The organism is Streptomyces sp. NEAU-YJ-81, assembly GCF_017592595.1.
Classification (GTDB): Bacteria; Actinomycetota; Actinomycetes; order Streptomycetales; family Streptomycetaceae; genus Streptomyces; species Streptomyces hygroscopicus_B.
The window spans coordinates 172073-198805 of the sequence record NZ_JAGFNO010000023.1; the positions used below are offsets into that span (position 1 = coordinate 172073).

Sequence of the window (26733 nt, forward strand, 5' to 3'; positions counted from 1 at the left end):
CGGAACAGCACAAGGAGACACCGTGACGAACGCAAGCAGGACCAGGAAGAACCTCGAGGTTCAGCGATCGGACCACACGACGATCCGGTACACGGCCAGCGGTCCGGCCGGAGGGCCGACTCTGGCTCTCATCCACGGCTGGGCGTGCAACCGCGGCGACTACGACGCGGTGACCGACCATCTGCCCGAGGACTACCGCGTTCTCGCGATCGACCTCGCCGAGCATGGCGAGTCGCGGTCGACGCGGGACGTCTGGACCATGGAAGAGTTCGCTCGCGACGTGGCGGCGGTACTGGAAGCCGAGTCGGTGGACACGTGCGTCGTGGCCGGGCACTCCCTCGGCGGGGCCGTCGCCGTCGAGGTCGGGCGACTACTCCCCGACCCGGTCTCGCGTGTGGTCGCACTCGACGCGCTGCACTACTTGTCCCTGTTCCCCGCGCTGAGCGAAGAGCAGACCGATGCGATGCTGAGCATGTTCCGTGAGGACTTCGCCGGAGGGGTGCACGGTCTCGTCGAGGCCGGTTCGCCGGCAGGGACCGACACAGCCCTCAAGGCTTCGTACTTCAAGAAGATGGTCGCGGTCCGGCAGCCCGCGGGTCTGCGTTCCATCGAGGGTCTGATGCGCTGGGACATGGACGCGGCGCTGCGCGCGACAAAGCAGCCGATCACCGTGTTCGCGATACGTGACCTGGTGACGCGGGAAGCGATCGACCGCTATGGGGACCGCTTCGACATCGTGCCCGTCGACCTGGGCAGCCACCACTTCCCGGTGGAGGCGCCCGAAGGCACGGCGGAGCTTCTGGCCGGCGTGGCAACCGAATAGGCCCTCGGGGAGCATCCGAACGGAAATCAGCGGTAGCGGAGCGATCTTGATTCCGGTTCGGTGACGTGCCCGTTTTGCCTGGTCAGCGGGGTCTACGGTCCTCGGCATGCCTGTTGAATACCTGTCTGCTGAGCAAGAGGCCCGCTACGGCCGGTTCGCCACGGAGCCGTCGCCCGGGGAGCTGGACAGTTCACGGATAGCCGCAGGCCCGTGCGATCAAAAGGTCCGGTCCCGGAGTCACCACCTACGTCTCCGGGCTGGAACGCTTGGAGACGGGCGCTCAGGGGGCAGGAGCCGACCGGGCCGAGCTCTGCGGGTGTGGATCCACTCCTTTTCAGGGGCCGAAAGCTCTGAGGGTCGCGTCGACAAGTGAGTCGGCGTATACGGCGGTCAGCGGACCGCTCCGGTGCAGCCACCGCTGGAAGAGGGGGGCGTAGAGCACTTCGAGGACCAGGTCGAGGTCGGCGTCGGCGTCGAGCTGGCCGACTTCCTGGGCGCTGCGCAAGCGTGCTTTCTTCGCTTCTTCCAGCGGCTGGGCCAGCTTCTCGCGGTACTCGGCCGCCAGCACGGCATCATTGGCGATCTCGGTATTGAGGGCCCGGATCAGCCTGTCGAAGGACGGGTCGGCGAACTCCTCCGCCGTGGCACGCATGACAAGCTTGAGGTCTGCCTGAAGGTCGCCCGTGTCCGGCAGCGCGACCGACTGCCCGTCCGCATCCTCACTCAGAGCCAGAACGGCGGCGAAGACGACCGCGCTCTTCGACGGCCACCGCCGATAGATCGTCTGCTTGCCGACGCCGGCACGGGCAGCGATGGCTTCGACAGTGACCTTCTCGTACGCCTCCTCTGCGACCAGGGCGCGGGTAGCCGCGAGGATTGCCCGCCGCGACCGTTCCTTGCGCCGGGAGTGGTCCGGCCCCTTCTCGTCAGGCATGCGTCCACCCTACCCCTAAAACAAAACGAGACGATCCGTATTGCTGGACTTCGAGTGATGCCCTAGACTCAAAACGAATCGAGACGAACCGTTTCCTTTACTGAGAGTGAGGCGCCGTGGCGAATGCAAGAGTCTGGCTCATCACCGGTGCATCCCGCGGCCTGGGCAGAGCCTTCACCGAGGCCGCCTTGGCAGGCGGCGACCGAGTAGTGGCTGCCGCCCGCAACGTCGGGCCCCTGGAGGAACTGACCGAGAAGTACCCCGGCCACCTGGTCCCGCTTTCGCTGGATGTCGCCGACCGTCAGGGTGTGTTCGACGGGGTGGAGCGTGCGGCAGCCGCGTTCGGCAGACTGGACGTTGTCGTCAACAACGCAGGCGGAATGCTCTACGGCATGGTGGAGGAAGCCACGGAGGAACAGATCCGGGCGAATCTGGATGTGAACTTCTTCGGCGCTGTGTGGGTGGCTCAGGCGGTCCTTCCTCACTTGCGCGCCCAAGGCGGGGGACGGCTCCTCCAGGTCACCTCGATGGGCAGTGGCGGCGGCATGGCCACCGTCGGCTTCTACGGCGCAGGCAAGGCCGCGCTGGACTCGGTCAGCGAGGCACTGGCGATGGAGGTCGAAGGGTTCGGCGTCAAGGTCACCAACGTGCAGATGGGCGGCTACAACACCGGCCTGTTCACCACCGGCACCACGACCACCGAACCCCTGGCGCAGTATCAGCCCCTGCGAACCGAGATGGAGGCGATGTGGGGCGACGCCGTCGGCCCGGAGCCGGAAACCGCTGCCCCGGTCATCATGGAGCTGGCCGCACTGCCGGACCCGCCCCGACGGCTGATAGTCGGCAGCCAGTCCTTTGATCACGTCTTGGAGATGGGCCAGGCCCGAGCGGATCTGTACCGGTCCTGGGAGCACCTCAGCCGTATCGCCCCTGGCTGACCGGGTCCCGCGCCACGACATGCCCGTCCCCGCCCCGCTGCGCAGTCGCCGGGACGGGCATCTACCGGCAAGCACGCTGCACCGCCAGGAACCGCCGGAGTCGACCGCGGTGCGGGCTGCCCGCCGGTCTGGGAGGCGCTGTTCGGCCACGCAGGATTCGAACACGCTTGAGCTCGCCAACGAATGACGACAGGTGCCGTGCGCATCCAATGAACCCGGATATTCCGGGGCGCCGGAGCGGCGCCGTCCTCCACCGCGACCGGCTCGATCTGCGCATCCACGACGGCGCGTTCTCCTCGATGAACCTCACCGCCCGCCACCCGCGCACCGTCGAGCTGCCGGCGGGCACGGAGCGGTCAGCGCACCGTCAGGCGTCGCAGGCGTGAGACCGCCGCAGGCGCCGCCCCGTCGACCTCGAGGCTGACGTAGCGGGCCGTCGTGGAGGCGGTCAGCCGGCGCACGCGGCCCCGGCCGGTGAGGGTCCCGGCGTCCCGGTAGGTGATGCCGTCCGTACTGAAGGCGATCTTCGCGCCCGGCGCCCCGCCCGCCGTCCACTCGGTCTCCACCAGGCGGACCGGGCGGGCCGCGCCGAGGTCCACGACCATGCGGCCGCGCGTGCCCGGCGTCCACGCCGTGTGGGTGTCGCCGTCCACCGCCGCCGCGGGGTCGGACATGCCCTCCGGCAGCGGGCTCGTGGGGAAGATGGTCCTGCCAAGGGCCAGGTCGTCGTGCGGATGGGCGGCCGCGCCGGCCAGGACGACGGTGATCGTCCGGCCCGCTCTGACGACGGCGACCTGGCTGCGCCCCTGGGCCCGGACGCGCAGGGTGCAGGAGGCCCCGGACAGGCGCACGGTCGCGCCGTCGACGACCTGGACCCGCAGCCCCGACGGGAGGCGTCGGCTCGTGAGGGGGGTGAGCGTGAAGCGCGGAGGCAGCACGACCGCCGTGGCGGCGGGCAGCGCGGCCTCGAAGGACGTGCCGTCGGCGGTCAGCCGCTGCGTGCCCTCGAAGACCACCGTGTCGGTGCCGGTGCGCGGGATCGTGATCCGCGTCCTGACGGACTCGCCGGAGAGGTTGAACAGGGTCAGGTGGCCGTCCGTCAGCGTCGTGCGCACCTCGGTGTGCTCCGCCGTGGGTGCGGTCCCCCGGGCAATCTCGCGCAGCTTCCCGGCCGACGTGCCGGGGAAGCCCTCGACAAGGAGAGGTGCCGCCGGGCCGTCGCCGAGGACGATCTTGTCGTCGTAGACGCCGATCGGGTTCCGGCCGTCCCGCACCACGAGCCCGGCGCGTCCCTCGACGTCCAGCCAGCCACCGCGGCTGCTCACCGCCGGCCTCGGCCCGGTCGCCAGGTCCTTCCACTCCCGGCCGTCCGTGGAGCCCTGGATGCGGTAGGCGCGTCCGGCCGCCGATTCCCAGCGCAGGGTGACCCGGTCGACCCGGCGCTCGGCGCCGAGGTCGACGGCCAGCCAGCTGTCGGCGCGCGGACGGTCGGCCCTCGACACCGCCCAGCGGGTGGCCGCGTCGCCGTCGACCGCGAGCGGCGCGCCCTTCCCGGCGTCGGCCGACGAGGCGGTGGCGGACCCGCCGCGCGCGAGGTCCGCGCCCTGGGCTCCGTCGCGTACCTCGAAGGCGTACAGGGAGTACCCGTAGGCCGGGTCGGGCCGCACGCCGAGCATGCGGACGTGGCGCACCGTCGTGGGGGTGAAGCCGAGGTCGTCGACCCGTCCGGCGGGTGTGCCGGTGGAGGCGTCGCGGGCGCGGACGGTCGCCTCGCCCTCCTCGAAGCGGTAGGTGCGCGCGCCGTCGAGCCCCGGCATGCCGGGCATCGTCAGGTTGTGCACCTCGAGGTGGCCCTCCGCGTCGGCGGTGCCGCTGCTCGCGTAGACGACGGCGCCCGTCGGGAGCGTCGCGAATCCGGCCCAGCCACCGTCGAGGCGCAGGAGCGTCGCGCTGCCGTCGAAGCCGTCGCGCAGGGACTCGTATACGCGCACGGTACGGCCCTGGACCCGCGCGTCGGTGGCGGGCAGGAACATCGGGGTGGCGCCGCTGAGCCGGAACAGCCAGTCGTCGTGCCCCGGCTGCCAGGCGAACTTCACGAACCCGGGCTTCGTCACGGCACCGGCCCACGCGGTGCGCGACTGGTGCGACACCAGTCCGGGGCCGGTCCCGAAGTCCGTGACACCGCAGGCCCGCGCGAACAGTTCCTCGCGCGAGAGCGCCTCCACGGGCCGCCCGGACGCCGCCGCCCACACATGCAGCAGGTAGCTGATCGCGATCTCGGCGCGTGCCTCCGGCTCGTACTTCGGCTCCCCCGAGAACTTCGCCAACCGGTGCTCGGGCGGGTACTGCTGGTACGCCTCCAGCCGCGACGCCAGCTCCCGCTCCGCGCGCGCCGCGGCCCGGTCGCGCATCACCTGGGAAAGGAAGGCGAGCGGGATGACGTCCCTGCCGTAGAGGTGCTCGCGGTCATTGACCATCGGCATCAGCGGTTCGCCCGCGTCGCTCATGACGCCCAGCAGGGTGCGCCACAGCGGCTGGGCGTTCGGCTGCCGGGCGAGGACCTGCGGGAGGGGGCGTCCGGCGGCCAGGAAGTGCGCGGCGTTGCGGCCGGAGGTGCGCCACAGCTCCTCTTGGTAGTGCGGGCCGAAGGAGCCGTGGTTCTCGACGATGAAGGTGTCGTACAGGTTGCGGGCGGTGTTCTCGGAGACGGCGACGCCGTCCACGCGGGCGGGGTTGGCGAGGTCGGCGGGCGGCAGCCCCGCCTCGTTGCGCGACCAGACGCCGTACCAGGTGGCCCAGTCGGCCGCGCGGCGGTCGTCGTGGGCCCACGCGAGCGCCGGTGCGAGAGTCTGCGCGTACAGGCCCATCTCTTCCAGCTTGGTGTCGCCGACGTGTCCGCCACTCAGGCCGTTCGGCGTCCAGTCGCCCGAGGCCGGGTCGTCGCCGCTGCCCAACGACACGGTGTAGGCGGCCTGTTCGCGGACGATGGTCTCGACGTTCTGCTGTGTCTCGGTGTCGAGGTCCTTCCACAGCAGCCGGGCGGCGAGGACGAAGTACGACTGGAAGGTGGTGTCGAAGAAGAGCGTGCGGCCCCACTCGTCGCCGCCGGTGAGCCGGTTCGACGCGGCGAAGTGACGGATGGTGGCGAGCGTGCGCCGCTCGAGGGTCTCCCGGTCGGTGCCCGCGCGCGCCGCGTCGTAGGTGCCGTGGGTGAGCAGGACCGCGTTGCCGAGGACCACGGCGAACCCGAAGTCCTTGGCCCGGTAGTGGCCCTGGGCCTGGTCCCACTGCGTCTCGGACCACCGGGTGTGGTCCAGGAGGACCCGCAGGTAGGTGGCCGCGACGGTGTCGGGCGGCGGATCCGTGCGGCCGTGCTCCGCGTGGGCGCTCGCGGCTGAGGTGAGCGGGGGCAGGGCGGCCAGCGCGCCCGTGAGACCGGCGAGGTGCAGGAAGCGGCGGCGGTCGAAGGGCAGGGTTTGATACGACACGGGGCGATACCTCACAGGCTGGACAACGTTGTCAGAGCAGGGGTGCCGCACATTCTTCGGCGGTCCCGGTCCGCGCGTCAACGGGTGTGACGTCAGCCGTTCACCGGTTTTCGCGGGGGCCGTCCGTGCGGCCGGGGTGTTTCCGGGCAGGGCTCATCGACCGGTGGGGCAGGGCCGCCCACCAGCCGTTTCGGGGGTCGTGCGGCGGTCCGGGCCGCCGCCCGTGTCACATCCGGGGCCCGAGCCACCTCAGCTTCGCCGCCGCCTGGTACGGCCCGCCGCCCTCATGGCCGTTGAAGTCGTACACCTCGATGGACTTCTCCTCGTGGGCCCAGGCGTTGAAGGCCGCGAACACGGTGGAGGGCGGGCACGTCTGGTCCTCGAGGGCGGTGGAGAAGAGCGCGGGGGCCCGGCCGCGAGCGGCGAAGTGGACGCCGTCGAAGTAGGAGAGGGTACGGAGCGCTTCCTCGGTGCGACCGCGATGCGTGCGCAGGAACAGCCCGATCTCCCGGTACGGGGCCGAGTCCGTCAGGGTGATAGCGCGCGGGAAGTCGCACAGGAACGGCACGTCCGGGGCGACCGCCAGCAGGTCGGGGACCAGCCCTCCCACCGCGATGGAGATCCCTCCGCCCTGGCTCTCCCCGATGACCGCCGTACGGGAGGCATCGGTGAGCGGATGCGTGCGGGCGGCCTCCACCGCCCGCACGGCATCCGTGAACACCCGCCGGTAGTAGTAGTTCTCGGGCGCGTCGATCCCGCGGGTCATGAATCCCGGATAGGCGGGGGCGGCGCCCACCGGGTCCGCAGTGCCTCCCCCGCCGCCCCAGCCGCTGCCCTGGCCGCGGGTGTCCATCACGAAGTGCGCCCGGCCGGTGGACGCCCAGAGCAGGTGCTCGTGGGGCAGTCCCCGCCCGCCTCCGTATCCCACGAACTCCACGACGAGGGGCACCGGCTCGGCGACCTGCGCGGGCAGCGTCAGCCAGCCCTTCACCGGGTGGCCGCCGAAGCCGGCGAACGTGGCGTCGTACACCCGCACGGTGACAAGGCCCGTGTCGACGGGCTCGAAGCGGGCGTCGAGGTCGTGCTGCCGGGCCTCCGTCAGTGTGGCGGACCAGAACGCGTCGAAGTCGTCCGGTTCGGCGGAGGCGCTGCGGTAGCGGTGCAACTGTTCGCGTGGAAGGTCGAAGAGCGCCATGCGGGACTGTCTTCCTCAGGAGGGCGGATGGTCGTGCGGTGCGTACCCGGTTCCGGCGGGGACCGTGTCTATCCGCGGGCCATGGCGATGGATCCGGCGAGGCGTTCGCCCGCTTCGTAGATCATGTACGGGACGCCGCCGTCGGTGCCGAAGGAGGGGGCGGCGGCCCGGCCGTTCTCGGGCGCCGATGAGCGGGAGTTGTAGAAGACGCCGAGGTGCTTGCGGAGCGAGAAGTCCGCCCCCACTTCAGTGATCATGAGGTCTCCGCCGCTGGCCTTGTCCTTGTTGTAGACGACGAACGCGGAGCCGCCGCGGGTCAGCAGGTGCGGACCGCCGACGTTGACCGCGCCGACGTCCGAGTGGCGCACCAGCGGCGTCTGGGCGAAGGTCCAGTTGCGGCCGTCCGCGGACCAGCCCCAGCCGATGTCCCGGTGGTCGGTGGTGTTGTTGGTCATGAACAGCATGACGTAGTGGGCGCCGCGGGAGGGCAGGTCGTACTGGAACACCCGGGCGTAGGACGTCTCGGTGGTGCCGGCGGGCATCATGGACGTGCTCAGGACCACCTTGTCGTAGGTGAAGTGGATCCCGTCCTTCGAGCGGGCGAGGCGGGTGGTGGTGTTCTCGCCGTGGAAGTACAGCCAGAACTCCTTGACGTCCTCCTTCCACAGCACATGCGGCGAGGAGACGTGGCTGACCGAGTAGTGCGGGTCCCATCTGTTGGACACGATCGGGTTCGACGGGTACTCGGTGAACGGGCCCTCCAGGGAGTTCCCGTAGGCCAGGCAGATGCCGCCCGGCGCGTCGTGCGGCGCGTAGTAGAGGTAGTACCGGCCCAGGGGGTTGGCCAGCTTGTCGTAGACCCCGCGGATCGTGGGGAAGATGATCTCGCCCGTCGGGTTGTACTTCAGCTTCGACGGGGTGAGCAGCGTGCGGACGTAGGTGTAGTTCGGGAATCCTCCGGGCGCGGCCGAGGCGGACGGCGTGGCCAGCCCGCCGACGGTGAGCGCCGCGCCGGACACGGCGGTGGCGCGCAGGAACATACGGCGGTCGAGGCCGGATTGCGGCTCGGGCATGATCGGCTCCTTGGGTCGGATACTGCGGGTTCGATGGCCGGGGGTTCGGTGGCTACGGGGTGGGGTGGCCGCGCGGGTCGGTCGAGGCGTGGGGCGGGCCGGCTTCGGTCACAGCTCGGTGAAGGCGGTGACGCACAGGCCGCCGAAGGCCACGGCCCACACGTACGGCAGGGTGCGCAGCATCACCTGGTGCGGGGAGACGCCCGCGTACTGGGCGCTCCACACGGTCTGGGTGCTGGTCGGGTCGGACACGCCGAAGACCTGGTTGTACGAGGCGGTCATGCCGAGGACGGCGACGGCCGGGTAGATGCCGGTGGCGACGAGGACGCCCGCGATGCCGGCGCCGAGGCCGAAGACGTTCAGGGGGCCGCGGAACAGGCACAGCGGCACCAGCAGGGTGAAGACGAGGATGAACAGGACGGTGTTCTGCGGGCTGACGGACTTGACGAGGGGCTGCAGGGCATCGACGGCGCCGGGCAGCTTGACCGCGGCGAGCAGGATGCCGATCGCCACGAAGAGGGTGATGGGCGGGGCGGCCACCTCGAATCCGCCGTAGAGGGTGCGCAGCAGGCGGCGGTTCATCTCCCGCGGCCGGGTCGTCGTCACCAGCGCGTACAGCACTCCGCCGAGGAGCGAGGGGATGATGGCCACGTCCAGGCCGAGGGCGAGGGTGAGCGGGACCGCCGGGGTGAGCAGGGCGTACCAGGGGGCGTCGCCGAGCCGCCGGCGGCGGTCGGCGCGCGAGGGCCGGGCCTGCGCCGACTTCAGGGACCAGGTGTGCTCGACACCGCGGCGCCGGGACTCCACGAGGACGTAGGCGACGGCGGCCACCAGCGCGAACGGGAACAGCTTCACCATGAAGCCGCGCACTGTGTCGACGGGCAGGTCCAGGGCGGTGGAGAAGAACTGCCACACCGGCAGTTCGAAGGGCACGCCCACGGCGATCCCCATGAGGACCGTGCCCGCCGCGGTCACCTTGGGGATGCCGACCGCGATCATCGCGGGGATGCCGATCAGACCGGCGAGCATCGCCGCGGGCGCCGATCCGGTCACGGTGCCGACCACCGCGGACACGGCGAGCACACCGAGCGCCACGAACACCGGCCGGTCGCCGCCGAATTCGACGATCTTACGGACCAGGGTGCCCGCGATACCGGTCTCCTCCAGGAGCTTGCCGAGCCACGAGCCGAGCAGGATCGCGATCATCGTGGCGGCGAGCGCGGGCGCCCCCTCCTGGAGCACCGTGTCGAGCACGCTGCCCTTGCCGGTGAGCGGCGCGTCCGCCAAGAACGCGATCACCACGGCGAGCAGCACCAGGGCGAAGGCCGTGGGCAGCTTGCGGGTGAGCATGGCGGCGACTCCCGCCGCCATGACGAGCAGAATGACGACACCCATCGATCAGTTCTCGCTTTCCCAGGACACGGCGGCGGCCAGCGCCTCCGTGAGCAGCAGAGGGCTGCGGCCCAGGCCGCAGGCGGCGTGGGCGTAGGCGTGCGCGGCGACCTCGTCCGCGCCCGCGACGTACGCGTACAGGCGGCGCCGTCCGAACCGCAGTGCGGTGTGGCCCAGCGCCCGCTTGAACTCGGCGCGCACCGCGGTGTGGTGGAGCCAGGCGTGCGCCTGCTCGTGGGCGAGGGCGGCGGCGCGCACCGACCCTTCCGGGAACCAGTGGCGCCAGCCGCGCTCGGCGACCAGCCGCTCGGCGCGCTCGACGGTGTCGGTGTACACCTCGACCACCGGCGGCCGGGACCGGTAGCGGGCCAGCAGCCCCGCGGCCAGCCCGCCGTCCCGCTCGACGACCCGCACGGTCTCGGCCCGCGGGGTCATCCGGCGGCCGAACTCCGTCGCCGCCACCGCCCAGTGGCGCAGCAGCACGGGGTCGCGGTTCTCGTGCGTGGGTGTCCCGCCGAGCAGGCGTACCGCGAGGTCCACGTCAAGGTCACCGCTCATGTCCGCGACTCCACGACGGCGACGACCGGCTCCCCGGCGCCGCGCGGACGCAGTTCGGCGCGGGCCAGGGCGAGCAGCGCCTCGGGCTCCAGGACACCGGAGAGGTCCGCGATCCGGCCGCCCACCAGGAGCCGTACGGCCGGGGCCCGTACGCCTCCGTCACCGTAGGAGGTCGCGTCGCGGACCAGTGCGGCGAGCGCCTCGCCGGAGCCCTCCACGGTCATGGTCTCCACCCGCGCGTCCGCCGCGCCGAGCCGCACCACACCGTCCGCGTCCACCACCCGCACCGGATGGCGGTCCGCCCGCAACCGGCGCCGCACCTCGGTGCCGTAGACCGTGTACGCGTCCGTCCCCGCCAGCGTCCGCACACGGGTCTCGGGTGTCTTGAGGCTGGTGGCGGCGGCGCGCAGCCGCTCGTCGGCATCGGCGCGATGTGCTCGGTCCTGGGTGCGCAGCTCGGTGGCGCCCGTCGCGACCGCCCGCACGGTGTTGGTCTGCGGGTCGACGGTCACCTCCACCTCGACGCCGTCGGCGGCGGCGCCCTGGGCGACGACGGCCCGCTCGGCCTCGGCGCGTACCGCGAGGATCTGTTCCTGGGTGGCGCCGGGCACGATGCGCTCGACCTGCTCGCGCACCAGCGCCAGCGCCACCCCGATGGGGCTGATGACCTCGCTGTGGCGGGCGATGCGCCCTTCGAGCCCGGCGGAGGCGGCCAGATGCGGGGTCACCGCCGCCGCTCCCCCGCCGCCGCCCACGAGGAGGGCGGTGTCGCGGTCCAGGCGGTAGTCGCGGATCATGGCGTCCACCACCGACCTGACCTGCTCCGTCCCCGCGTCGAGCACCGACCGCGCCGCACCGGCCACATCCGTGCCGAGCGTGGCGGCCAGCGGGGCGAGGGCGGCCCGCGCGACCTCCTGGTCGCTGCGTGCGAAGTCCTCCTCCCCGACCCGTCCGAGCGCGTTCGCCGCACACGTCATGGTCACCGCGAACCGGCCGCCCGCCGCGTCGAGGACCACGTAGTCGTCCGGGTCACCGGCCATCGGCCGCACCATCGCCACCCGGGCGTCCCGCAGTTGCTCGAGCGAGGCGAAGCAGGCGTAGGGCAGGCCCGCGATGTGCGCGCTGCGCGGCCCGACGCCGGCCACCTGCCCGCGGGAGACCCGCACCATGGAACCGCCGCCGACCCCGACCGTGCGGACGTCGAGGGCGCTCAGATAGGAGGTCTTGCCGAGGATCGTCGCGTGGCGCACCGCCACCTTCCCCCGCCGCACCACGCTGATGTCGGTCGAGGTGCCGCCCGTCTCCAGGAACACGCCCTCGCTGACCCGCTCCTGCATCAGCGCCCCGGCGACGCCTGCCGCCGGGCCCGACAGGATCGTCAGCAGCGGACGCCGGCGCATCTCGTCCAGCGACATCACGCCGCCGTCGCAGCGCATCACCATCAGCGGCGCGGTCACCCCGGCCTTCGTGATGGACGCGTCCACCAGATCGGCCGTCGCCAGCATCCGCGGCAGGATCGCGGCGTTCACCACCGCCGTCCGGGTCCGCTTGTGCAGCCCGTACATCGAGGTGATCTCGTGGGCCGCGGCCAGCGGCAGCCCCGTGGGCCGCGCCACGTCGAGCACGGCCTGCTCGCCCTCGGGCCGGTCCACCCCGAACGGCTCCGTGGCGACGAGGACCTCGGCCCCCTCGGCGCGCACCCGCTCCACGGCCGCGCGCACCTCGGCCTGCGCGGACGGATCGGCCACATGCGCGTACACCAGCGGAAGGCGCTTGCCGGGGGTGAGTTCGAGCTTGCCGAAGGCGGCGAGCCGCCGGGTGATCACCGCGCCGGGCCCGCCGCCGATCCCGATCAGCCCGACCGTGGCCACATCGCCCTCCAGCAGGGCGTTGGTGGCCTGGGTCGTGCCGTGCGCCAGGAACACGACGTCCCCGGCCGTCCGGTCGACCTTCGCCAGGAGCTGTTCGAGCGCCTCGACGATGCCATGGGCGACACCGTCCTCGTGATGGTGGCTGGTGGGCACCTTCACCTGGCCCACCAGCGTGAGCGCGGCGGCGTCGACCGCCACGGCATCGGTGAACGTGCCACCCACGTCGATGCCGACGCGGATGCGGCGGTCTGGAGTCATGGCGGGGCACCTCCTTGTGTGTTGACGTGCTTCGCGTGGTACGGGACGGGGGGCCGGAAGAGCTGTCGGACGGGGTCAGTAACCGCGGACGTCGGGCCAGCGGCGCTGCACACCCGCCCGGTCCAGGAGGCGGCCGAACTCCTCGAACCGCTTGTCCTCAGCCTGCACCTGGTGGGGCTCCACGCCCTCGTCCAGGCAGTGCGCGGCGAGCGCGCCCGCGACCTCGCCGACGTTCCACTCGACCGGGTGCAGCCGGTAGCAGCCGTTGGTGATGTGGGTGGTGCCGATGTTCTTGCCGGCGGGCAGCAGGTTCCGCACCCGGCGCGGCACCAGCGCGCCGAGCGGGATCTCGAACGGCACGGAACCGACGTCGATGTACGTATCGCCGCCCGTGGAGGGGTGCAGGTCGATGCGGTAGCCGCCCACCCCGACCGAGTCGCGGTAGCGGGTCCTGCCATGGGGACCGACCACGTCGATCGCGACGTCCTGTTCGACGACGGTGGTCACCGCCTTGATGCGCCGCGACTCGCGTACGTAGGCCGCCTTGGCCAGACCGTCCGCGGTGCCGGTGACGTCCGGGCGGATGCGCAGCCCCGGGAAGCCGGTACCGCCGTCCGCCCGCGGTGCCTCCGTCTGCAGCCAGTACAGCACCGACAGCGACAACTGGCGCGCCTCGTGCAGGGCTTCGGCCTCCTGGCCGATGTAAGGCTTGAGCCAGTAGTCGTTGAGCGGCCAGTTGACGAGGGTGATGTCCGAGCCGAAGGCGCCCGGCCGGTGCAGTCCGCGGGCGAGGATCCGGCGGAATCCCCACAGCTCCTTGTCCCCGGCGTCGGCGCTCTGGTCGGCGCTGACCGCGAGCGGGTCGAGGTCCGGGTTGGGCACGAAGGTGCGGGGCACGGACTCCAGGGTGCGCGGGTCGGGCGCCTCGAATCCGAGCAGCGGACCCGGCCAGAAGCCGGGCCGGTAGGAACGCCAGAAGTCGTAGTCCTCGGGCCGCTCCACGGTGTGGTCCTCGCCCTCGTGGTGCGAGAGCGCGAAGCACACGGTGATGCCCTGCTGGTTCTCGGGCCGCGCTTCGGCGGGGGCGTGCGGCTCGCCGAACTCGTCCTGTGCCTCGGCCCCGTTGGCGTGCTCCACACCGGCGAGGTCGAGCAGTTCGCCGGTCTCCGTGGCGTCGACGACGTACCGGGCGGTGAACGTGGTCCGTCCACCGGAGCGCAGGTCGCGCACGGTCACCGCGCGGATCATGTCGCCGTCCGTCTCGGCGGCCACGGCGCGGTGCTCGGTCAGGACGGTCAGCAGGCCCGCGGCCCGGTACGGGGCGAGCATGCCCTCGAGGACGGCGAGCGCCACCCGCGGCTCATGGCACAGCTTGCTGACCCGGCCGGCTCCCGGGTTCAGCTCCGCGAGCCCCAGCGCCTCGGCGCGCAGCGGGTACCACTGCCGGTAGTAGGCGCGGATTCCCTCGCGCAGTGCCCGGTACGACGCCGTCGTACCGAACTGCTCCACCCAGGGGTGCTCGTCCGGCGGCACCGCCTGCGCGGTGAGCTGACCGCCGATCCAGTCCGTCTCCTCGGTCATCACCACACGTCGGCCCGCCCGGCAGGCGCCGAGCGCGGCGGCGACTCCGCCGAGGCCGCCACCGACGATCAGGATGTCCGGTTCCGCTATCACGCTGCTCCTTGGGGTCGTGCCCGAACTGTGGTGTCCGAACTGCGGTGTGCGTCAGGGGGCGTCATGGCCGTCGGCCGGGCGGACCCGCCGTCTCGCCGGTACGGAACGCGCAGGCCACCAGCGGTTCGTGGGTCTCCTCGCCGGCCACGAGGGCAGCGAGGAGCCGGACGGCGGCCGCGCCGAGCTGGTGCCGGGGCACGTCGAACCCCATGGGCACGGGTGCCGCGGCCACGTCCGGCGGCGGGCCGCCGAGCAGCCCGAGCGAGACGTCCCCGGGGCAGCCGAGCCCCGCCTCCCGGACGGCGGCGTCCAGCGCGCGCCAGGCCGCTCCGGTGTCCGTCTCCTCCGCGACGAACGCCGTCACCCCGTCCTCGACCAGCGCGCGCACCCGCTCCGCCGTCACCTCGCCCGCCGGGTCGGCGCAGCGCAGCACCGCCTCCGGGCCCGCGTCGGCGCCGACGGCCGCCAGCCCCTCCAGAAAGCCGCGCTGACGGTCCGTGGACGCCGGGGCGTCGTCGTCCTCGCGCACCAGGACGATGCGCCGGTGACCCAGCGCCGCCAGATGCTCCACGACGGCGCGGCTGGCACTGACGTAGTCGGCGCCGACCCAGGCCAGCCCCTCCAGTTCCTCGCGGCGGCCCAGGTGGACCACCGGGAAGCCGTCGGCCACGAGCCGCTTGAGCTCGGCGCCCGGCGCGTGGCGGCCGAGGAAGAGGCAGCCGTCGGCCAGCCGCACCCGGCTCAGCGCGTCCGGCCCGCCCGCGCTCGACCCGGTGAAGAGCACCAGGTCGTAGCCGCGGGCGGCCGCCTCCTGCTCGACGCCGACGAGGAAGGGGTAGTACGAGTGCTGCACGTCCGTCGGGAACGTCGCGGTGAAGCTGAAGACGCCGAGGAGGTTGTTGCGGGCGGCGGCCAGCCGTCGCGCGGCCGGGTCGTGCACGTAGCCGAGGCTGCGGGCGGCGTCGAGGACGCGCTCCCGGGTCTCCTCGGAGATCGTCGCCGCCTTGCCGTCCGTGCGGGCCGACAGCACCAGCGAGACCGTGGCCTGCGAGACTCCGGCGAGCTGGGCCACCTCCGCCTGCCGCGGGCGTGACGTACGGCCGACCGAGCCCGGATTCCGCCCCGGCTTCGCCCGCTTCCTCGACTGCTCCACGCTTGATTCCTTCTCCCCACCGAGTGGTAATGCGCATTACCTATGCGCATTACCGAGCACTCTGCGGGTGGCGCGCGGAGTAGGTCAAGACCTGTGCGGCGGCTTTCCGTTGAGCGGCACCGCAACCGGCACCGCGACCGGCACCGGGTTACGCCCGGCTCTTCGGCCTGCCCACGCGCGCGGCGGCGTGGCCCAGTGAGCGGCAGGCGACCACGGCCCAGGAGGCGACGAGCAGCGCGTAGAGGACGACGGCAGGCCAGGTGAACAGGGGCGAGCCGGTACGGGCGGCGAGGGCGCCGGTACCGGTGACGAAGGCGCCGAGCGGGAAGATGAAAGACCACCAGGTGGGCGCGAAGGGCAGCCCCGCACGGAACTCCCGTAGGGTCAGCGCCGCGGCGAGTACCAGCCACAGCACGGCGAAGCCCCAGACCGCGACTCCGCCCAGCAGCGCGACGACTGCCGCGCCCCGCACATACGGCGCGGGCAGCGCGCCCGGCGCCGCCGTGGCCAGCGCACCCAGCCCGGTCACGACCTGGCCCAGCGCCCCCAGGCCGATCCACACCGTGGGCACCATCGCACCAGTGGGCGCGTCATGGTGCACCAGGCGGCTGTAGACCATGGCCAACACCAGGAGCGCCGCCACCAGGCCGAGCCCGAACATCGCGTAACAGCCCAGCAGCAGGGCCAGCCGCGGCTGCCCCGCAGGCATGTGCGGGACCAGCAGCGCGCCCGTCGTGGCGGAGACCAATGGCGGCACCACCGGCATCAGCCAGCCACCGAACGCCGCGTCCGGTGCGAAGCGATGCCGGGTGACCATCAGATACGGCACCGCACAGGCCGTGGCAAGACCGAGTGCGGTACCGAGCGACCACAGCACGCAGCCCACGTCCAGTGCGGCCCGCGCCCCGATCACCCGCGGGCCCAGTTGCAGCGCCCCGGCGCCCACCGTGAGCAGCGCCACGGCCGGCGCGCCGAAGAATTGCATGTGCATCGGATCGGCGGCGTGCGACCGCAGTGCCCGCTGCCGTACGTAGCCGGCCGTCAGGACGACGAGCAGCAGACCGGCTCCCAACCAGACCACCGTGGCGGCGCCCCGCAGTCCGGGGAAGCTCCGGGGCAGGGTGACCGCCGCGTTGGCGACAATGCCGGTGCCCATGACGGCCGCGAACCAACTGGGGCCGAGCAGCCGACGGTCTGTTACGTTCGCCGTGGGCGCGGGGGACCCGAGGACGGGGAGCCCTGGGTCCCCCGCACGCTCGGTCGGGACGGCTCGGGCACTGCTGGGGTGGGGTGTCACGGCGTGAAACGCCTCTTTCCTCGTCTTGGGGATCACCGTCGTGAACCGGCCGACCGGGTGGCCCGAGCCCGACAGATCCGGGTCGCGGCCAAGTCCGTCGACCCGTTGGCCTCACGAGGCTATGGCGGCCCCTCGTTCCTGCCGCATACCAGCACGTGCCACAACACCCTCACATCGGGACCCACCGGGGAGGGCCCTCGCCCGGCGGGGGGGATCCCGTACCCGGCCGTGACATCCCCGCGCCGCTGGGAGCGCCTGAGCTCACGCGCCCCGAGGGCCGGTCACGGCGCCGGCTGTGTCCGCTCCGAGTGCCGGCCCGGTCAGCACCGCAGGTGCCTCGGCGTCCGCCACTCCGGTGGTGTGGAACCGCGCCCGGAACGCGCCCGGAGTCACCTTGAGATTCCGTACGAACGCTCTGCGCAGCGACTCGGGGGAGCCGAATCCGGTGCGGCGGGCGATCACAGCCATGGGATCGTCGCCGGTCTCCAGCATCGCCTGCGCCGCTTCCAGCCGGATCTGCTCCACGTACCGGGCCGGTGTCGTGCCCACCTCGTCGCAGAAGAGCCGGGTCACATGGCGGGGACTGACGCCGGCCCGGCGAGCCATGGCGGACAGTGTGTGGTTGGCGCCGGGGTCCTCCGAGACGGCGTCCAGCACCCGGCGCAGCATCTCCTGGCGCGTGTGCGGAGCACGGGCACGAACGCTGAACTGGGACTGTCCGCCGGGCCGTTGCATGAAGACCACCATGTCCTTGGCCACGGCGCGGGCCACTTCGGCCCCCCAGTGCTCTTCCACGAGAGCCAGTGAGAGGTCGATGCCCGCGCTGACGCCGGCCGAGGTCATCATCCTGCCGTCCTGGACGAAGATCGCGTCGGGCTTGACGTGGACGGTGGGGAACCGCAGGGCGAGCTGCCGTGCGTGGCGCCAGTGGGTGGCGGCGCGGCGGCCGTCCAGAAGGCCGGCGGCGGCCAGCAGGAACGTGCCGGTGCAGACGGAAGCCGTGCGACGAGAGTGCGCGTCGAGCCTGCGCACGATGTCCAGCAGCGCGTCGTCCATGATCGCCTTGTCCCAGCCCGGACCCCCTGGGATCACCAGAACATCGCTGGTCTCGTGCACGTCCTCGACGGCCATATCGGCGCCGAGGCGGGTGCCCGCCGAGGTCGTCACCTCGTTGCCGTCGGCCGACACCATGTTCAGCCGGTAGCGGCCGCCGAATTCGTTCGCCGAAGCGAACACCTCGATCGGACCGGTCACATCCAGCAGCCGGACCCCGGGAAAGACGAAGATCGTCACGAGGAGTGGGCCGGTTCCGGCGTGCTTGTGGTTCATCGAGGGCCTCCGCGCGTGGACAGCGTCGATGCTAAACGTAGTGAGTTTGGAAAACAAACCGACTAGGATCGCGGCATGACCGATGTCCAGCCACGCGCCTGCCCCATCGCCGGGACCCTCGACCTCGTAGGAGAGCGCTGGTCGCTTCTGGTGCTGCGCGAGGCGTTCATGGGCGTCCGGCGCTACGCCGACATCCGCGCCAACACCGGAGCACCGCGGGACGTCCTCACCAAGCGGCTGAGGTCCCTGGAGGCCGCGGGGATCCTGGAGCGCCGCCGGTACCAGGACCGCCCTCCCCGCTTCGAGTACCACCTGACGGCTGCGGGACAGGCGCTGGAACCGGTGCTGATCGGGCTCCGGGAATGGGGTATCCGGCACCTGCAGGACCCGCCGCCCGCACCGCGGTTCTTGCACACGTGCGGCGCCGATGTGGAGACGCGGGTCGTCTGCGCCGCGTGCGGCGAACCCCTTGAGGGAGGCGGACTGGTGACCGTACTGGAGGAGGCGGACCACTCCAGGTCCGATGGAGACCGTCCACGGTCCGGCTGACGGCCGCACCGGCGCCCCGGGCCCCTTTGATGCCGTTCGGTTACACGACCGGCACTCCACGTACGCCGTTGTGTACCAGGATTCCAGTCGTCGCCGAACCGATCCGGTTCAACGGGATGTACGGGGGAATTCCATGCACCGTTCCATCGCGGCCGCCGCGGCGGTCGTCACACTCACCGCCACCCTTGTGGCATGCGGCGGTTCGGACGGGGGCAACGGCGAGGCCGGACCCACGAAGAACACCGGCCCCAGCGGCCCGGCCGAACCCGGCGGGGAGCAGGCGCCGGATGCCGCGCCCAGCAGCGCGGGGCCGCCGGTCGGCAAGCTCGGCGACACTCTCGCGCTGGAGGGACTGGCCGGCAATCTGGACACCACGGGCACGGTCCGGGCCGACTTCACGTTGAAGAGGTACGTGGACCGCGCCCAGGCGGAGATCTCCTACTTCAAGGCTCCCCCCGGGGAGCGCCTGGTCGCGGCGGAGTTCTCGATCGTCGGCACGGGCACGGGCACCTACCACGACGCCGGGTACAACGGGGCGAAGGTCATCGACTCGACGGGGAAGAAGTACTTCGGCAAGCCCGGGTCCCCCACCGTCGGCGAGTCCCTGGACCTCTCCCTGATCCTCCAGCCGGGCGAGCGGGCCGCCGGGTGGGTGATCTTCGAAGTACCGGAGGGCGCGAAGATCACGGCCGTGACGTACCAGATGGACGCGACAGGGCTCGACGAGGAGCGCGTGGGCAGGTGGAACCTCGGTTAGCACTCCGGCCCGGTCGCGCGATCGCGCAGCCGCTCGGGTCTCGCTCGCGGCCTCCCCGCCGACGCCGGTACCCGTACCGGCGTCGGCGGGTTTGTCGGGTTCGAGGACGAGGCTGATGATCCGGGATGCCGCCGGTCGATTCGGGCTCCGATCACTTCGCCTTGTCAGGGTCCTCAACAAGCTGCCACACACACCCACTTCTTGCCATATATGGTGGACGGGTGAGTTCACATGACCTGGAGCCCCGGCGTCCGTCCCCGCGGGTGGAAAAGATAGACAGCACGCTGGCGGTACTGATCATCATCGGGATCGCCTCCGGATCGTTCTGGCTGGCCTCGGGCCTCACCTCGTCCTACATGTGGCTGCTCACCTGACACCTCCCTGCGCAGGCTGTACCGCACCGGCCACAAGGGCGCGCCGGGGCACGACCGCCATGTCCGGGCCGGGCACGAGGGTCAGCGGGCCCGGGGCGTGAGGCGTCGCCCCGGGCCGCTGGGAGGGGAACCCCGGTTCAGTCCGGCAGTCCCCACGGCTTCGCGTCGCCGACGGCCGGTACGTCACGCGGTCGCAGATCCGGGTGGGCGCCGCGCGGGGCGATGACGGCCGTCCCGTCCCGGCCGAGCGGGATCTCGATACGGCCGGGTCCGGTCTCCCGGTACCGCAGCCGGCGGCCGCGCTCGTCCCGTACGTCGATGGCGCCGGCGATGCCGTGTTGCAGCACCAGTGGCGCGCCCGCCTCGCTGTGCACCCGCACCCACCGGGTCCTGCCGCCGGAGCGGTCCGCGTCGACGAGGAACGCGCCCTGGGCGCGCAGTGCCTGGAACGAGACGTCCGGCCAGCGCCGTGACACTGAGGGGAAGACCCGAACGACGCCGCCATGGCTCTGTATACCCATGTCGAGGACCGACTGGGCCGTGCTCAGAGGGCTTTCGATGCCCAGGTTGGTGTCCTCCGCGTACATGGTGTTCGCGGTCATGTAGCAGTCCATGTAGGACTCGTCGAAGAGGTTCCCGGTGAAGGTGGTGAGGAAGTCGAGGGCGTCCTCGGGCCGCCCCATCCGCGACGCCATCGAGGAGGCCGCCGCGTAGCTGTACCCCGCCCAGAGGCTGCGGTCCTCGGTCCAGTGGTCGAAGGTGGTCCGCATGATGTGCCGGTCGGCCGGCCGGTCCCAGGTGAGCTCGTGCAGCGGGTACAGCCACAGCATGTGGGAGAAGTGGCGGTGGGAGTCGGCCAGTGGTGTGCCGGCGCCGATCGTGACGCCGGTCGCGTCGCGCGGGTAGTCGACCAGACGCCGCAGGATCTCCCGCCAGCGCCCGGCGCGCGGGTTGTCGGTGCGGAGGATGCGCAGGCAGTCCAGGAGCGTGGCGCAGCCCCAGCGGAGCAGGGAGAGGTCGTAGGTGCAGTCCACCGCGTCCGCGTACTCCGGGGACCGGGTGAGCGGCAGGTGCAGCTTGCCGTCACCGCCCTCGTAGAGGAAGTGGTCGTAGTAGTTCACCGCTTTGACGAGGATCGGGTAGAGGACGTCGCGCACGATGCGGATGTCCATGGTGTGGCGGTAGCTGAGCCAGACGTTGTGCATGGCCCAGGAGAGGTTGCCGTTGTTGTCGGTCTTGGTGGAGGTGCCGGGGACGCCGACGGTGTGGGCGCCGGGGCGCAGCGTCCAGTCGGAGGGGTGGGACAGGGCGTAGATCTGCTCGTTCGGGATCTCGGGCGGGAGGGACAGCGGCAGATTCTTCTCGAACTCCTTGAAGGTGGAGGTGACGGAGTCGAGTTCGAGGTGGTTGGAGCCCTGGATGAGCCAGGTGGCGATCTGGACGTTGAGGTTCCACCAGACCGCGGTCCAGCTCCCTCCGGTCTCCGGGTACCAGGGTCCCCACTCGGACATCGAGGGTCCTCCGGCGCGGGTGGCGCAGGCGGCCTTGTAGAGCTGGATCCAGTAGAAGTCCTGAATCCGCTTGTCGGGCACGGAGAGCAGGCTGCGCTGGTAGAAGCGGTTCCACCAGCCGCGGTGCGCGCGCACCAGCTCGTCCGGGTCCTCGGCCAGGGTGCGCGCCACCTCGGCCACGGCGAGTTCGGTGGTCTTCGCGAGGTCGTCGGGATAGCGGTAGACGATGTGCGCGGCGAGCAGCCTGCCGGTGCCCACGCGCCGTTCCCGCCAGGCGGTGGCCCAGCCGCCGCCGGCGATCAGCGGCTGTTCGACGTAGTGGGTGTCGCCCGTGGAGCCGGTGCGGGGGTCGGGGTTGCCCGTGTAGTCGGCGGGCTTGCCCTTCGTCCGGGGCGAGGCGGCGGGCATCCAGGTGAACGACCAGGCCGCGCTCTCCTCGCCCGCGCTCGGCCGGGTGGAGATCAGCAGAGCGGTACGGGCGTTGTGGACCAGCATCGAGAAGCGGACGCTGCCCCGGGTGGTGGTGATGGTGCCGGTCAGCTCGGCGTCCCAGATGTCGAGCGTCCAGTCGACACCGGTCACCTCGCCGGCGAGGGTGAGGTCGAAATGTCCGATGGGCAGCCGTGAGTAGCCGTATGTGGCGGCCCACTGGGGTCGCTGGTCCTGTACTTGATTGTGGCTGACCATCACTTTCACGGAGTTGGCCGTGGCGCCCCGGTAGACGTTCACCCCGAGCAGGCCGTTGGCCAGGAAGGGACCGTCCTTCCAGTCGTCGGGCATCCGCCGCCACCGCAGGGCGGCGGCTCTGGCCAGCCGTTCGGACAGGCTTCCCGCCTCGCCGGCCCCCCGGGGCGCGGCCCAGGCGGTGCCGGATCCGCCCAGCGGGCCTGCGGCCCCGAGCGCCACCGCCGAGCCGATCACACCTCTTCGAGAGATCCCGTTCCCTGTTGTTGGGGTCACGTATGTGCCTCCCATCTGTGGTGGTGAACTACTCGGCATGGTGCAGGCCGTATGAACGCCAGGGGAAGACCTCCGACGTATCAGAATTCAGAAGGCCCCATATCCGCAGGTGAGTTGGACTCGTCCAACGACTTCGAGGTGATGAAGGGCATCAGCCAACCGATGTATAGACCCCTCCACGTCCGCGTCATATGTTGTCCAAATCCCGTCAGTTCCAGCTACTGGCTGCCTGTCTAGAGTCCATGACCGTGGGACCCCGCCGTCGGCCGGCGGCGTGGAATGGTCACGCCACTCATTGGAGCGAGAGTGAAACGTCGCACCCTCCTGCGTGCCACCGTCATCGGCGGCTCCTCGGCAGCTTTCGGCGGAACCTTGTGGCGCGGCGCCGCGTACGCCGCACCGGCGCAGCCGGGCGCCGGCCCGTACGGGGCGCTCGGCTCGCCGGACGCCAACGGCGTACGGCTTCCCGCCGGGTTCACCAGCCGGGTCATCGCCCGTTCCCGGCAGACGGTCGCCGGCACCTCGTACACCTGGCACGACGCCCCGGACGGCGGGGCCTGTTACGCCGACGGCAGCGGCTGGATCTATGTCTCCAACTCGGAGATCAACCCGTCGGGCGGGGCGAGCGCGGTGACGTTCTCCTCGACCGGGACGGTCACGGGCGCCTACCGCGTCCTCTCCGGTACCCGGCAGAACTGCGCGGGAGGCAAGACCCCGTGGAACACCTGGCTGTCCTGTGAGGAGGTCGACCGCGGCTACGTGTACGAGACCGACCCATGGGGCGTGAAGGCCGCGGTGCGGCGCGACGCGATGGGGCGCTTCAAGCACGAGGCGGCGGCGGCCGATCCCGTCCGCCGGACCCTCTACCTGACCGAGGACGTCACGGACGGCTGCTTCTACCGTTTCACGCCGGCGACGTGGGGTGACCTGTCCTCCGGCAGGCTGGAGGTCATGGTCGCCGGTTCCGGAACCACTGGCCCCGTCACCTGGGCGGCCGTACCGGATCCGACCGGCGCCACCGCCACCCGCAACCAGGTGGCCGGGGCCAAGCGGTTCAACGGTGGCGAAGGGTGCTACTACGCGAACGACATCTGCTGGTTCACCACCAAGGGCGACAACCGGGTGTGGCAGTACGACGCGGCTGCCCAGACGATCGAACTGGCCTATGACGATTCGCTGGTGACCGGCGGCACGGCCCCGCTGACCGGTGTGGACAACGTGACCGGGACCTCCTCCGGCGATCTGTTCGTGGCCGAGGACGGCGGGAACATGGAGATCTGTGTCATCACCCCGGACGACGTGGTGGCCCCGTTCCTGCGCGTCGATGGCCAGTCGGGCTCGGAGATCACCGGACCGGCGTTCTCGCCGGACGGCAGGCGGCTGTACTTCTCCAGCCAGCGCGGCACCAGCGGCAGCTCGTCCGGCGGTATCACCTATGAGGTGACGGGGCCGTTCCGCAACTGACGGGGCCCGGGTGAACCCGCGCCTGCTCCGCCGGCGACTCCGCTAGTCCAGGGGGCAGCTCGTGAGCAGTGTCGCGGGATCCGCGTCGGCCGGGCGCTGAACGGTGTGGTCCGCCGGGGGGCGGCCCTTTCCGGTCAGCCACTGTTCCAGTACCGCGAAGGCGGAGCGGTGGCAGGGGACTATCGGGCGGAGCTTGTCGGGGTAGGCGTCGACGAGGGAGTCGACGTGCGTGCCGTCCTCGATACGGTAGTAGCGCAGCAGCGCTCCCCGGCCGGCCTGGTGCACCATACGGGCGTAGACGTCCGAGTCCTTGCTGATGGGCAGCAGCGCGTCGAGCGTGCCGTGCAGGGTGATCAGCGGTTTGCCGATGCGTCCGGTCAGTGCGATGCGGTCGACAGCGCGGTGGACCGCGGGCGGCCGGGTGGCGTAGTCGTAGTCGGCGTCACAGCCGGGGGTGCCCGGGGCGCAGTAGGGGGTGCCCGCCTCGGTCGCTCCGTCGAAGTCCGGGTCGGCTTCCTCGCGGTAGATGCGCTGTGTCAGGTCCCAGTAGACCTTGTGGTGGTACGGCCACAGAAACTCCGAGCCCGCCGGGTAGCCGGCCTTGCGCATGGTCTTCCAGGCGTCCTCGGCTCCGGCCCCGCCGGCGGCGTACGCCGGGTATGCGCGCAGCGCGGGCGGCAGGAAGGTGAGCAGGTTGGGGCCGCCGGAGCGCCACAGAGTGCCCTCCCAGTCCACTCCCCCGTCGTACAGCTCGGGGTGGTTCTCCAGCTGCCAGCGCACCAGGTAGCCGCCGTTGGACATACCGGTGGCGAGGGTGCGGACGGGAGGCCGGTGGTACCGCTGAGTGACAACGGCTCGGGCGGCGCGCGTGAGCTGGGTGACGCGCTTGTTCCACTCGGCGACGGCGTCAGCGGGCCTGCGGCCGTCGCGGTAGAAGGTGGGGCCGGTGTTGCCCTTGTCGGTGGCGGCGAAGGCGTAGCCGCGGGAGAGCACCCAGTCGGAGATCGCGCGGTCGTTGGCGTACTGCTCGCGGTTGGCCGGGGTACCGGATACCACCAGACCGCCGTTCCAGTGGTCGGGCAGCCGGATGACGAACTGCGTGTCGTGGTTCCAGCCGTGGTTGGTGTTGGTGGCCGATGTGTCGGGGAAGTAGCCGTCGATCTGGATCCCGGGAACGCCGCTCGGTGTGGGCAGGTCCTTGGGGGTGAGTCCCGCGAAGTCGGCCGGATCGGTGTGGCCCGAGGCCACCGTTCCGGCTGTGGTCAACTCGTCCAGGCAGTCGGCCTGTTGGCGGGCCGCACCCGGTACGTGCGGCAGGGCGTATCCGGAGCAGCGGCCGCCCGGTGTCCCCTCCGCGCCGGCCGCGGGCACCGCCGCGACCGATGCGACTGCGAGCGAACAGGCGCCCACGAGCGACCGTACTCCGAGAGCGGCACGCCGTCCGGGCCGTCCGCGGGGTGGGGCGGAGGCTGTGCGGGGTGGAGACATCCGATTCTCCTCCGAGTCGAGTGGTGAACGAGCCGGAGGCTAGAGGCACGGTCACCAGACGGGACATGTGTGGGCCCGCCATGGCGGCGGCCCGGACGGGGGTGCCGGACACCATGACGGGCCGTTTCACCTCGCCGAGTACGACAGCCGCGGGGTGTGCGAGCGGGAGCAGCCGCTGTCGGCGACAGTGCCCCTAGCCGCCGAGACCGAAGAACTTGGTGATCCAGTAGCTGGAGCAGATCGAGTCCAGGAAGTACGGGGCGCCGGTGCTGCCGCATTGTTCAGCGCCGGTGCCGGGGTCGACCGGCGTGCCGTGGTTGATGCCGGGGACCTTGTTGACCTCGACGGCCACCGTGCCGTCGGATGTCACGTACTCGTCGTGCTGGGTGGCATTGGGGCCGATGCTGGAGGTGCGGGTGGGCGTCTGGGACAGTCCGTGCAACGCCGTCCACTGATCGCGCAGTTCGGTGGCGTTGCGCGGCACGACCGTCGTGTCGCGGTCGCCGTACCAGATGGCGGTGCGCGGCCACGGTCCCTCGTACGACGGGTACGCCTCGCGCACCCGCTGGGCCCACTCGCCCGGACCGAGGTCGAGCCCGGGGTTCATGCACTGGTAAGGGCTGTTGTTCTTCGTGCAGTTGTAGGGCAGGCCCGCGACGACCGCGCCGGCGGAGAAGACATCGGGGTAGGTGGCGAGCATGACCGAGGTCATGGCACCGCCGGCGGACAGTCCGGTGATGTAGACCCGCTTGGAGTCCCCGCCGTATGCCGAGACGGCGTGGTCGGCCATCTGCCGGATCGACAGGGCCTCGCCCTGGTCACGCCGATTGTCACCGGCCTGGAACCAGTTGAAGCACTTGGTGAGGTTGTTCGACGAGGTGGTCTCCGCGAGCACCAGGACGAACTTGTCGCGGTCCGCGAGCTCGGGCAGCCCAGAGTTGTCGGCGTAGACCTGGGCGCTCTGTGTGCACCCGTGGAGCGCGACGACCACGGGCGCGTTCGCGGGCAGCGACGCCGGCTTGTACACGTACATGTTCAACGCGCCTGGATTGGAGTCGAAGTTGCCCACCTTGGTGAGGGTGACCGCGGCGTTCGCGGCGGGCGCGGGCCCGGTGAGAACGGCTCCGAGCACGAGGGCGGCGATGGGGAGGAGCCGGGCCGCGATACGGCTCCATCGACTCCGTGGCAGTGCCTGGCGTGGGGGGACTGGCATGGAAGTGCTCCTTCGGTTGATGCGCTCCCGGTGTTCCTGTGGCCACCGACGCGTCGCTGTGCGCCGGAAGCACCAGACGTGGCCGGAACGGTAGAGTCGGCCGTGACCCGTCACCATGGACCTGGGCACCACAAGCGAATTCGCCGCCGTCGGCGTCACACGGATTGCGCGGTCGACAACCGATCTGCTACGCAGCGGGCAGTTTGTTCGATAGGTCTGGTATCCCGGGTGCCGATGCGCTTGATCGATATCAGTTGCCTTCCGGGGCGATCGACCAGCCGACTAGGGTCTGTTGCGAAAGTTGATCTTGTTCGTTGATGATCATGTCTTGTGGGACGTGGGGATCTGACGAGCGGCCAGTGGGCCCGGCTTGAGCCGCTGCTGCCGCGGGGCATCAAGCCGGGTCGTCCGCAGGTGTGGACGCGACGACAACT

General features: G+C 71.3%; 20 protein-coding genes and 1 pseudogene. 7 read left to right on the forward strand and 14 right to left on the reverse strand.

Features of this window, described 5'->3' with window-relative positions:
- The first annotated feature begins 22 nt into the window (after positions 1-22).
- Complete coding sequence (locus tag J5X86_RS35840) at positions 23-823, forward strand: alpha/beta fold hydrolase (protein WP_208520837.1); 801 nt, start codon at positions 23-25, stop codon at positions 821-823.
- Positions 824-1157: 334 nt separating this feature from the next.
- Here the strand turns inward: J5X86_RS35840 and J5X86_RS35845 are convergent, their stop codons facing one another.
- Positions 1158-1757 carry a TetR/AcrR family transcriptional regulator gene (locus tag J5X86_RS35845; protein ID WP_208520838.1) on the reverse strand — a complete coding sequence of 200 codons (600 nt, stop codon included), beginning with the start codon at positions 1755-1757 and terminating at the stop codon, positions 1158-1160.
- A 116-nt stretch (positions 1758-1873) separates the two neighbouring features.
- On the opposite strand from J5X86_RS35845, the gene J5X86_RS35850 reads away from it, so the two are divergent.
- Together J5X86_RS35850 and J5X86_RS35855 are read left to right on the forward strand one after the other, a co-directional pair.
- Positions 1874-2695, forward strand: a complete 822-nt coding sequence (locus J5X86_RS35850; RefSeq protein ID WP_208520839.1) for an SDR family NAD(P)-dependent oxidoreductase — start codon at positions 1874-1876, stop codon at positions 2693-2695.
- A gap of 209 nt (positions 2696-2904) precedes the next feature.
- Positions 2905-3081 (forward strand): hypothetical protein, encoded by a 177-nt coding sequence (locus tag J5X86_RS35855; RefSeq protein WP_208520874.1) that lies wholly within the window; start codon positions 2905-2907, stop codon positions 3079-3081.
- On the opposite strand, the gene J5X86_RS35860 is transcribed toward J5X86_RS35855, so the two are convergent.
- The 10 genes from J5X86_RS35860 to J5X86_RS35905 form a co-directional block, all read right to left on the reverse strand.
- Complete coding sequence (locus J5X86_RS35860) at positions 3052-6183, reverse strand: discoidin domain-containing protein (RefSeq protein WP_208520840.1); 3132 nt, start codon at positions 6181-6183, stop codon at positions 3052-3054. The genes J5X86_RS35855 and J5X86_RS35860 overlap by 30 nt on opposite strands.
- A 226-nt stretch (positions 6184-6409) precedes the next feature.
- Entirely contained in the window at positions 6410-7378 is a 969-nt protein-coding gene (locus J5X86_RS35865) for an acetylxylan esterase (RefSeq protein ID WP_208520841.1), read from the reverse strand.
- A gap of 68 nt (positions 7379-7446) precedes the next feature.
- Positions 7447-8451 carry a hypothetical protein gene (locus J5X86_RS35870; RefSeq protein ID WP_208520842.1) on the reverse strand — a complete coding sequence of 335 codons (1005 nt, stop codon included), beginning with the start codon at positions 8449-8451 and terminating at the stop codon, positions 7447-7449.
- 108 nt (positions 8452-8559) lie between these two features.
- A complete protein-coding gene (locus J5X86_RS35875; RefSeq protein ID WP_208520843.1) occupies positions 8560-9846 on the reverse strand; it encodes a TRAP transporter large permease subunit in 1287 nt (428 codons plus the stop codon).
- A gap of 3 nt (positions 9847-9849) precedes the next feature.
- A complete protein-coding gene (locus J5X86_RS35880; RefSeq protein WP_208520844.1) occupies positions 9850-10401 on the reverse strand; it encodes a hypothetical protein in 552 nt (183 codons plus the stop codon).
- Positions 10398-12530, reverse strand: coding sequence for a hydantoinase/oxoprolinase family protein (locus tag J5X86_RS35885; protein ID WP_208520845.1), 2133 nt, complete (start codon positions 12528-12530; stop codon positions 10398-10400). The genes J5X86_RS35880 and J5X86_RS35885 overlap by 4 nt, the downstream gene beginning before the upstream one ends.
- A 75-nt stretch (positions 12531-12605) precedes the next feature.
- The gene (locus tag J5X86_RS35890; protein ID WP_208520846.1) at positions 12606-14204 is read right to left on the reverse strand and encodes an FAD-dependent oxidoreductase; all 1599 of its coding nucleotides are present in this window, start codon (positions 14202-14204) and stop codon (positions 12606-12608) included.
- A gap of 61 nt (positions 14205-14265) precedes the next feature.
- Entirely contained in the window at positions 14266-15357 is a 1092-nt protein-coding gene (locus tag J5X86_RS35895) for a LacI family DNA-binding transcriptional regulator (RefSeq protein WP_208520847.1), read from the reverse strand.
- A 148-nt stretch (positions 15358-15505) separates the two neighbouring features.
- Positions 15506-16513, reverse strand: a complete 1008-nt coding sequence (locus J5X86_RS35900; RefSeq protein WP_208520848.1) for a TDT family transporter — start codon at positions 16511-16513, stop codon at positions 15506-15508.
- Between the two features lie 402 nt (positions 16514-16915).
- Complete coding sequence (locus tag J5X86_RS35905; protein WP_208520849.1) at positions 16916-17983, reverse strand: GlxA family transcriptional regulator; 1068 nt, start codon at positions 17981-17983, stop codon at positions 16916-16918.
- 75 nt (positions 17984-18058) lie between these two features.
- Here J5X86_RS35905 and J5X86_RS35910 point away from each other — a divergent pair, with 75 nt between their 5' ends.
- The 3 genes from J5X86_RS35910 (at position 18059) to J5X86_RS35920 (ending at position 19663) form a co-directional block, all read left to right on the forward strand.
- Positions 18059-18532, forward strand: coding sequence for a helix-turn-helix domain-containing protein (locus J5X86_RS35910; RefSeq protein WP_208520850.1), 474 nt, complete (start codon positions 18059-18061; stop codon positions 18530-18532).
- A 133-nt stretch (positions 18533-18665) separates the two neighbouring features.
- Entirely contained in the window at positions 18666-19289 is a 624-nt protein-coding gene (locus J5X86_RS35915; protein ID WP_208520851.1) for a hypothetical protein, read from the forward strand.
- 221 nt (positions 19290-19510) lie between these two features.
- The gene (locus tag J5X86_RS35920; RefSeq protein WP_014057504.1) at positions 19511-19663 is read left to right on the forward strand and encodes a hypothetical protein; all 153 of its coding nucleotides are present in this window, start codon (positions 19511-19513) and stop codon (positions 19661-19663) included.
- A 137-nt stretch (positions 19664-19800) separates the two neighbouring features.
- Here the strand turns inward: J5X86_RS35920 and J5X86_RS35925 are convergent, their stop codons facing one another.
- The gene (locus J5X86_RS35925; RefSeq protein ID WP_374229322.1) at positions 19801-22095 is read right to left on the reverse strand and encodes a glycoside hydrolase family 95-like protein; all 2295 of its coding nucleotides are present in this window, start codon (positions 22093-22095) and stop codon (positions 19801-19803) included.
- Between the two features lie 345 nt (positions 22096-22440).
- Here J5X86_RS35925 and J5X86_RS35930 point away from each other — a divergent pair, with 345 nt between their 5' ends.
- Complete coding sequence (locus J5X86_RS35930; RefSeq protein ID WP_208520853.1) at positions 22441-23598, forward strand: alkaline phosphatase PhoX; 1158 nt, start codon at positions 22441-22443, stop codon at positions 23596-23598.
- Between the two features lie 42 nt (positions 23599-23640).
- Here the strand turns inward: J5X86_RS35930 and J5X86_RS35935 are convergent, their stop codons facing one another.
- Both J5X86_RS35935 and J5X86_RS35940 read right to left on the reverse strand, forming a co-directional pair.
- A complete protein-coding gene (locus tag J5X86_RS35935) occupies positions 23641-25086 on the reverse strand; it encodes a tannase/feruloyl esterase family alpha/beta hydrolase (protein ID WP_208520854.1) in 1446 nt (481 codons plus the stop codon).
- A gap of 196 nt (positions 25087-25282) precedes the next feature.
- Positions 25283-26299 (reverse strand): annotated as a pseudogene (locus tag J5X86_RS35940) (PHB depolymerase family esterase); the annotation flags it as partial.
- Positions 26300-26733 lie beyond the last annotated feature (434 nt).

Excerpts from the sequence above, each read along its gene's own strand:
- J5X86_RS35935 (WP_208520854.1), bottom strand. The coding sequence starts at position 25,086 with ATGTCTCCACCCCGCACAGCCTCCGCCCCACCCCGCGGACGGCCCGGA.
- J5X86_RS35905 (WP_208520849.1), bottom strand. The coding sequence starts at position 17,983 with ATGAACCACAAGCACGCCGGAACCGGCCCACTCCTCGTGACGATCTTC.
- J5X86_RS35915 (WP_208520851.1), top strand. The coding sequence starts at position 18,666 with ATGCACCGTTCCATCGCGGCCGCCGCGGCGGTCGTCACACTCACCGCC.
- J5X86_RS35845 (WP_208520838.1), bottom strand. The coding sequence starts at position 1,757 with ATGCCTGACGAGAAGGGGCCGGACCACTCCCGGCGCAAGGAACGGTCG.
- J5X86_RS35875 (WP_208520843.1), bottom strand. The coding sequence starts at position 9,846 with ATGGGTGTCGTCATTCTGCTCGTCATGGCGGCGGGAGTCGCCGCCATG.
- J5X86_RS35880 (WP_208520844.1), bottom strand. The coding sequence starts at position 10,401 with ATGAGCGGTGACCTTGACGTGGACCTCGCGGTACGCCTGCTCGGCGGG.
- J5X86_RS35900 (WP_208520848.1), bottom strand. The coding sequence starts at position 16,513 with ATGGGCACCGGCATTGTCGCCAACGCGGCGGTCACCCTGCCCCGGAGC.
- J5X86_RS35870 (WP_208520842.1), bottom strand. The coding sequence starts at position 8,451 with ATGCCCGAGCCGCAATCCGGCCTCGACCGCCGTATGTTCCTGCGCGCC.
- J5X86_RS35910 (WP_208520850.1), top strand. The coding sequence starts at position 18,059 with ATGACCGATGTCCAGCCACGCGCCTGCCCCATCGCCGGGACCCTCGAC.
- J5X86_RS35885 (WP_208520845.1), bottom strand. The coding sequence starts at position 12,530 with ATGACTCCAGACCGCCGCATCCGCGTCGGCATCGACGTGGGTGGCACG.
- J5X86_RS35855 (WP_208520874.1), top strand. The coding sequence starts at position 2,905 with ATGAACCCGGATATTCCGGGGCGCCGGAGCGGCGCCGTCCTCCACCGC.
- J5X86_RS35865 (WP_208520841.1), bottom strand. The coding sequence starts at position 7,378 with ATGGCGCTCTTCGACCTTCCACGCGAACAGTTGCACCGCTACCGCAGC.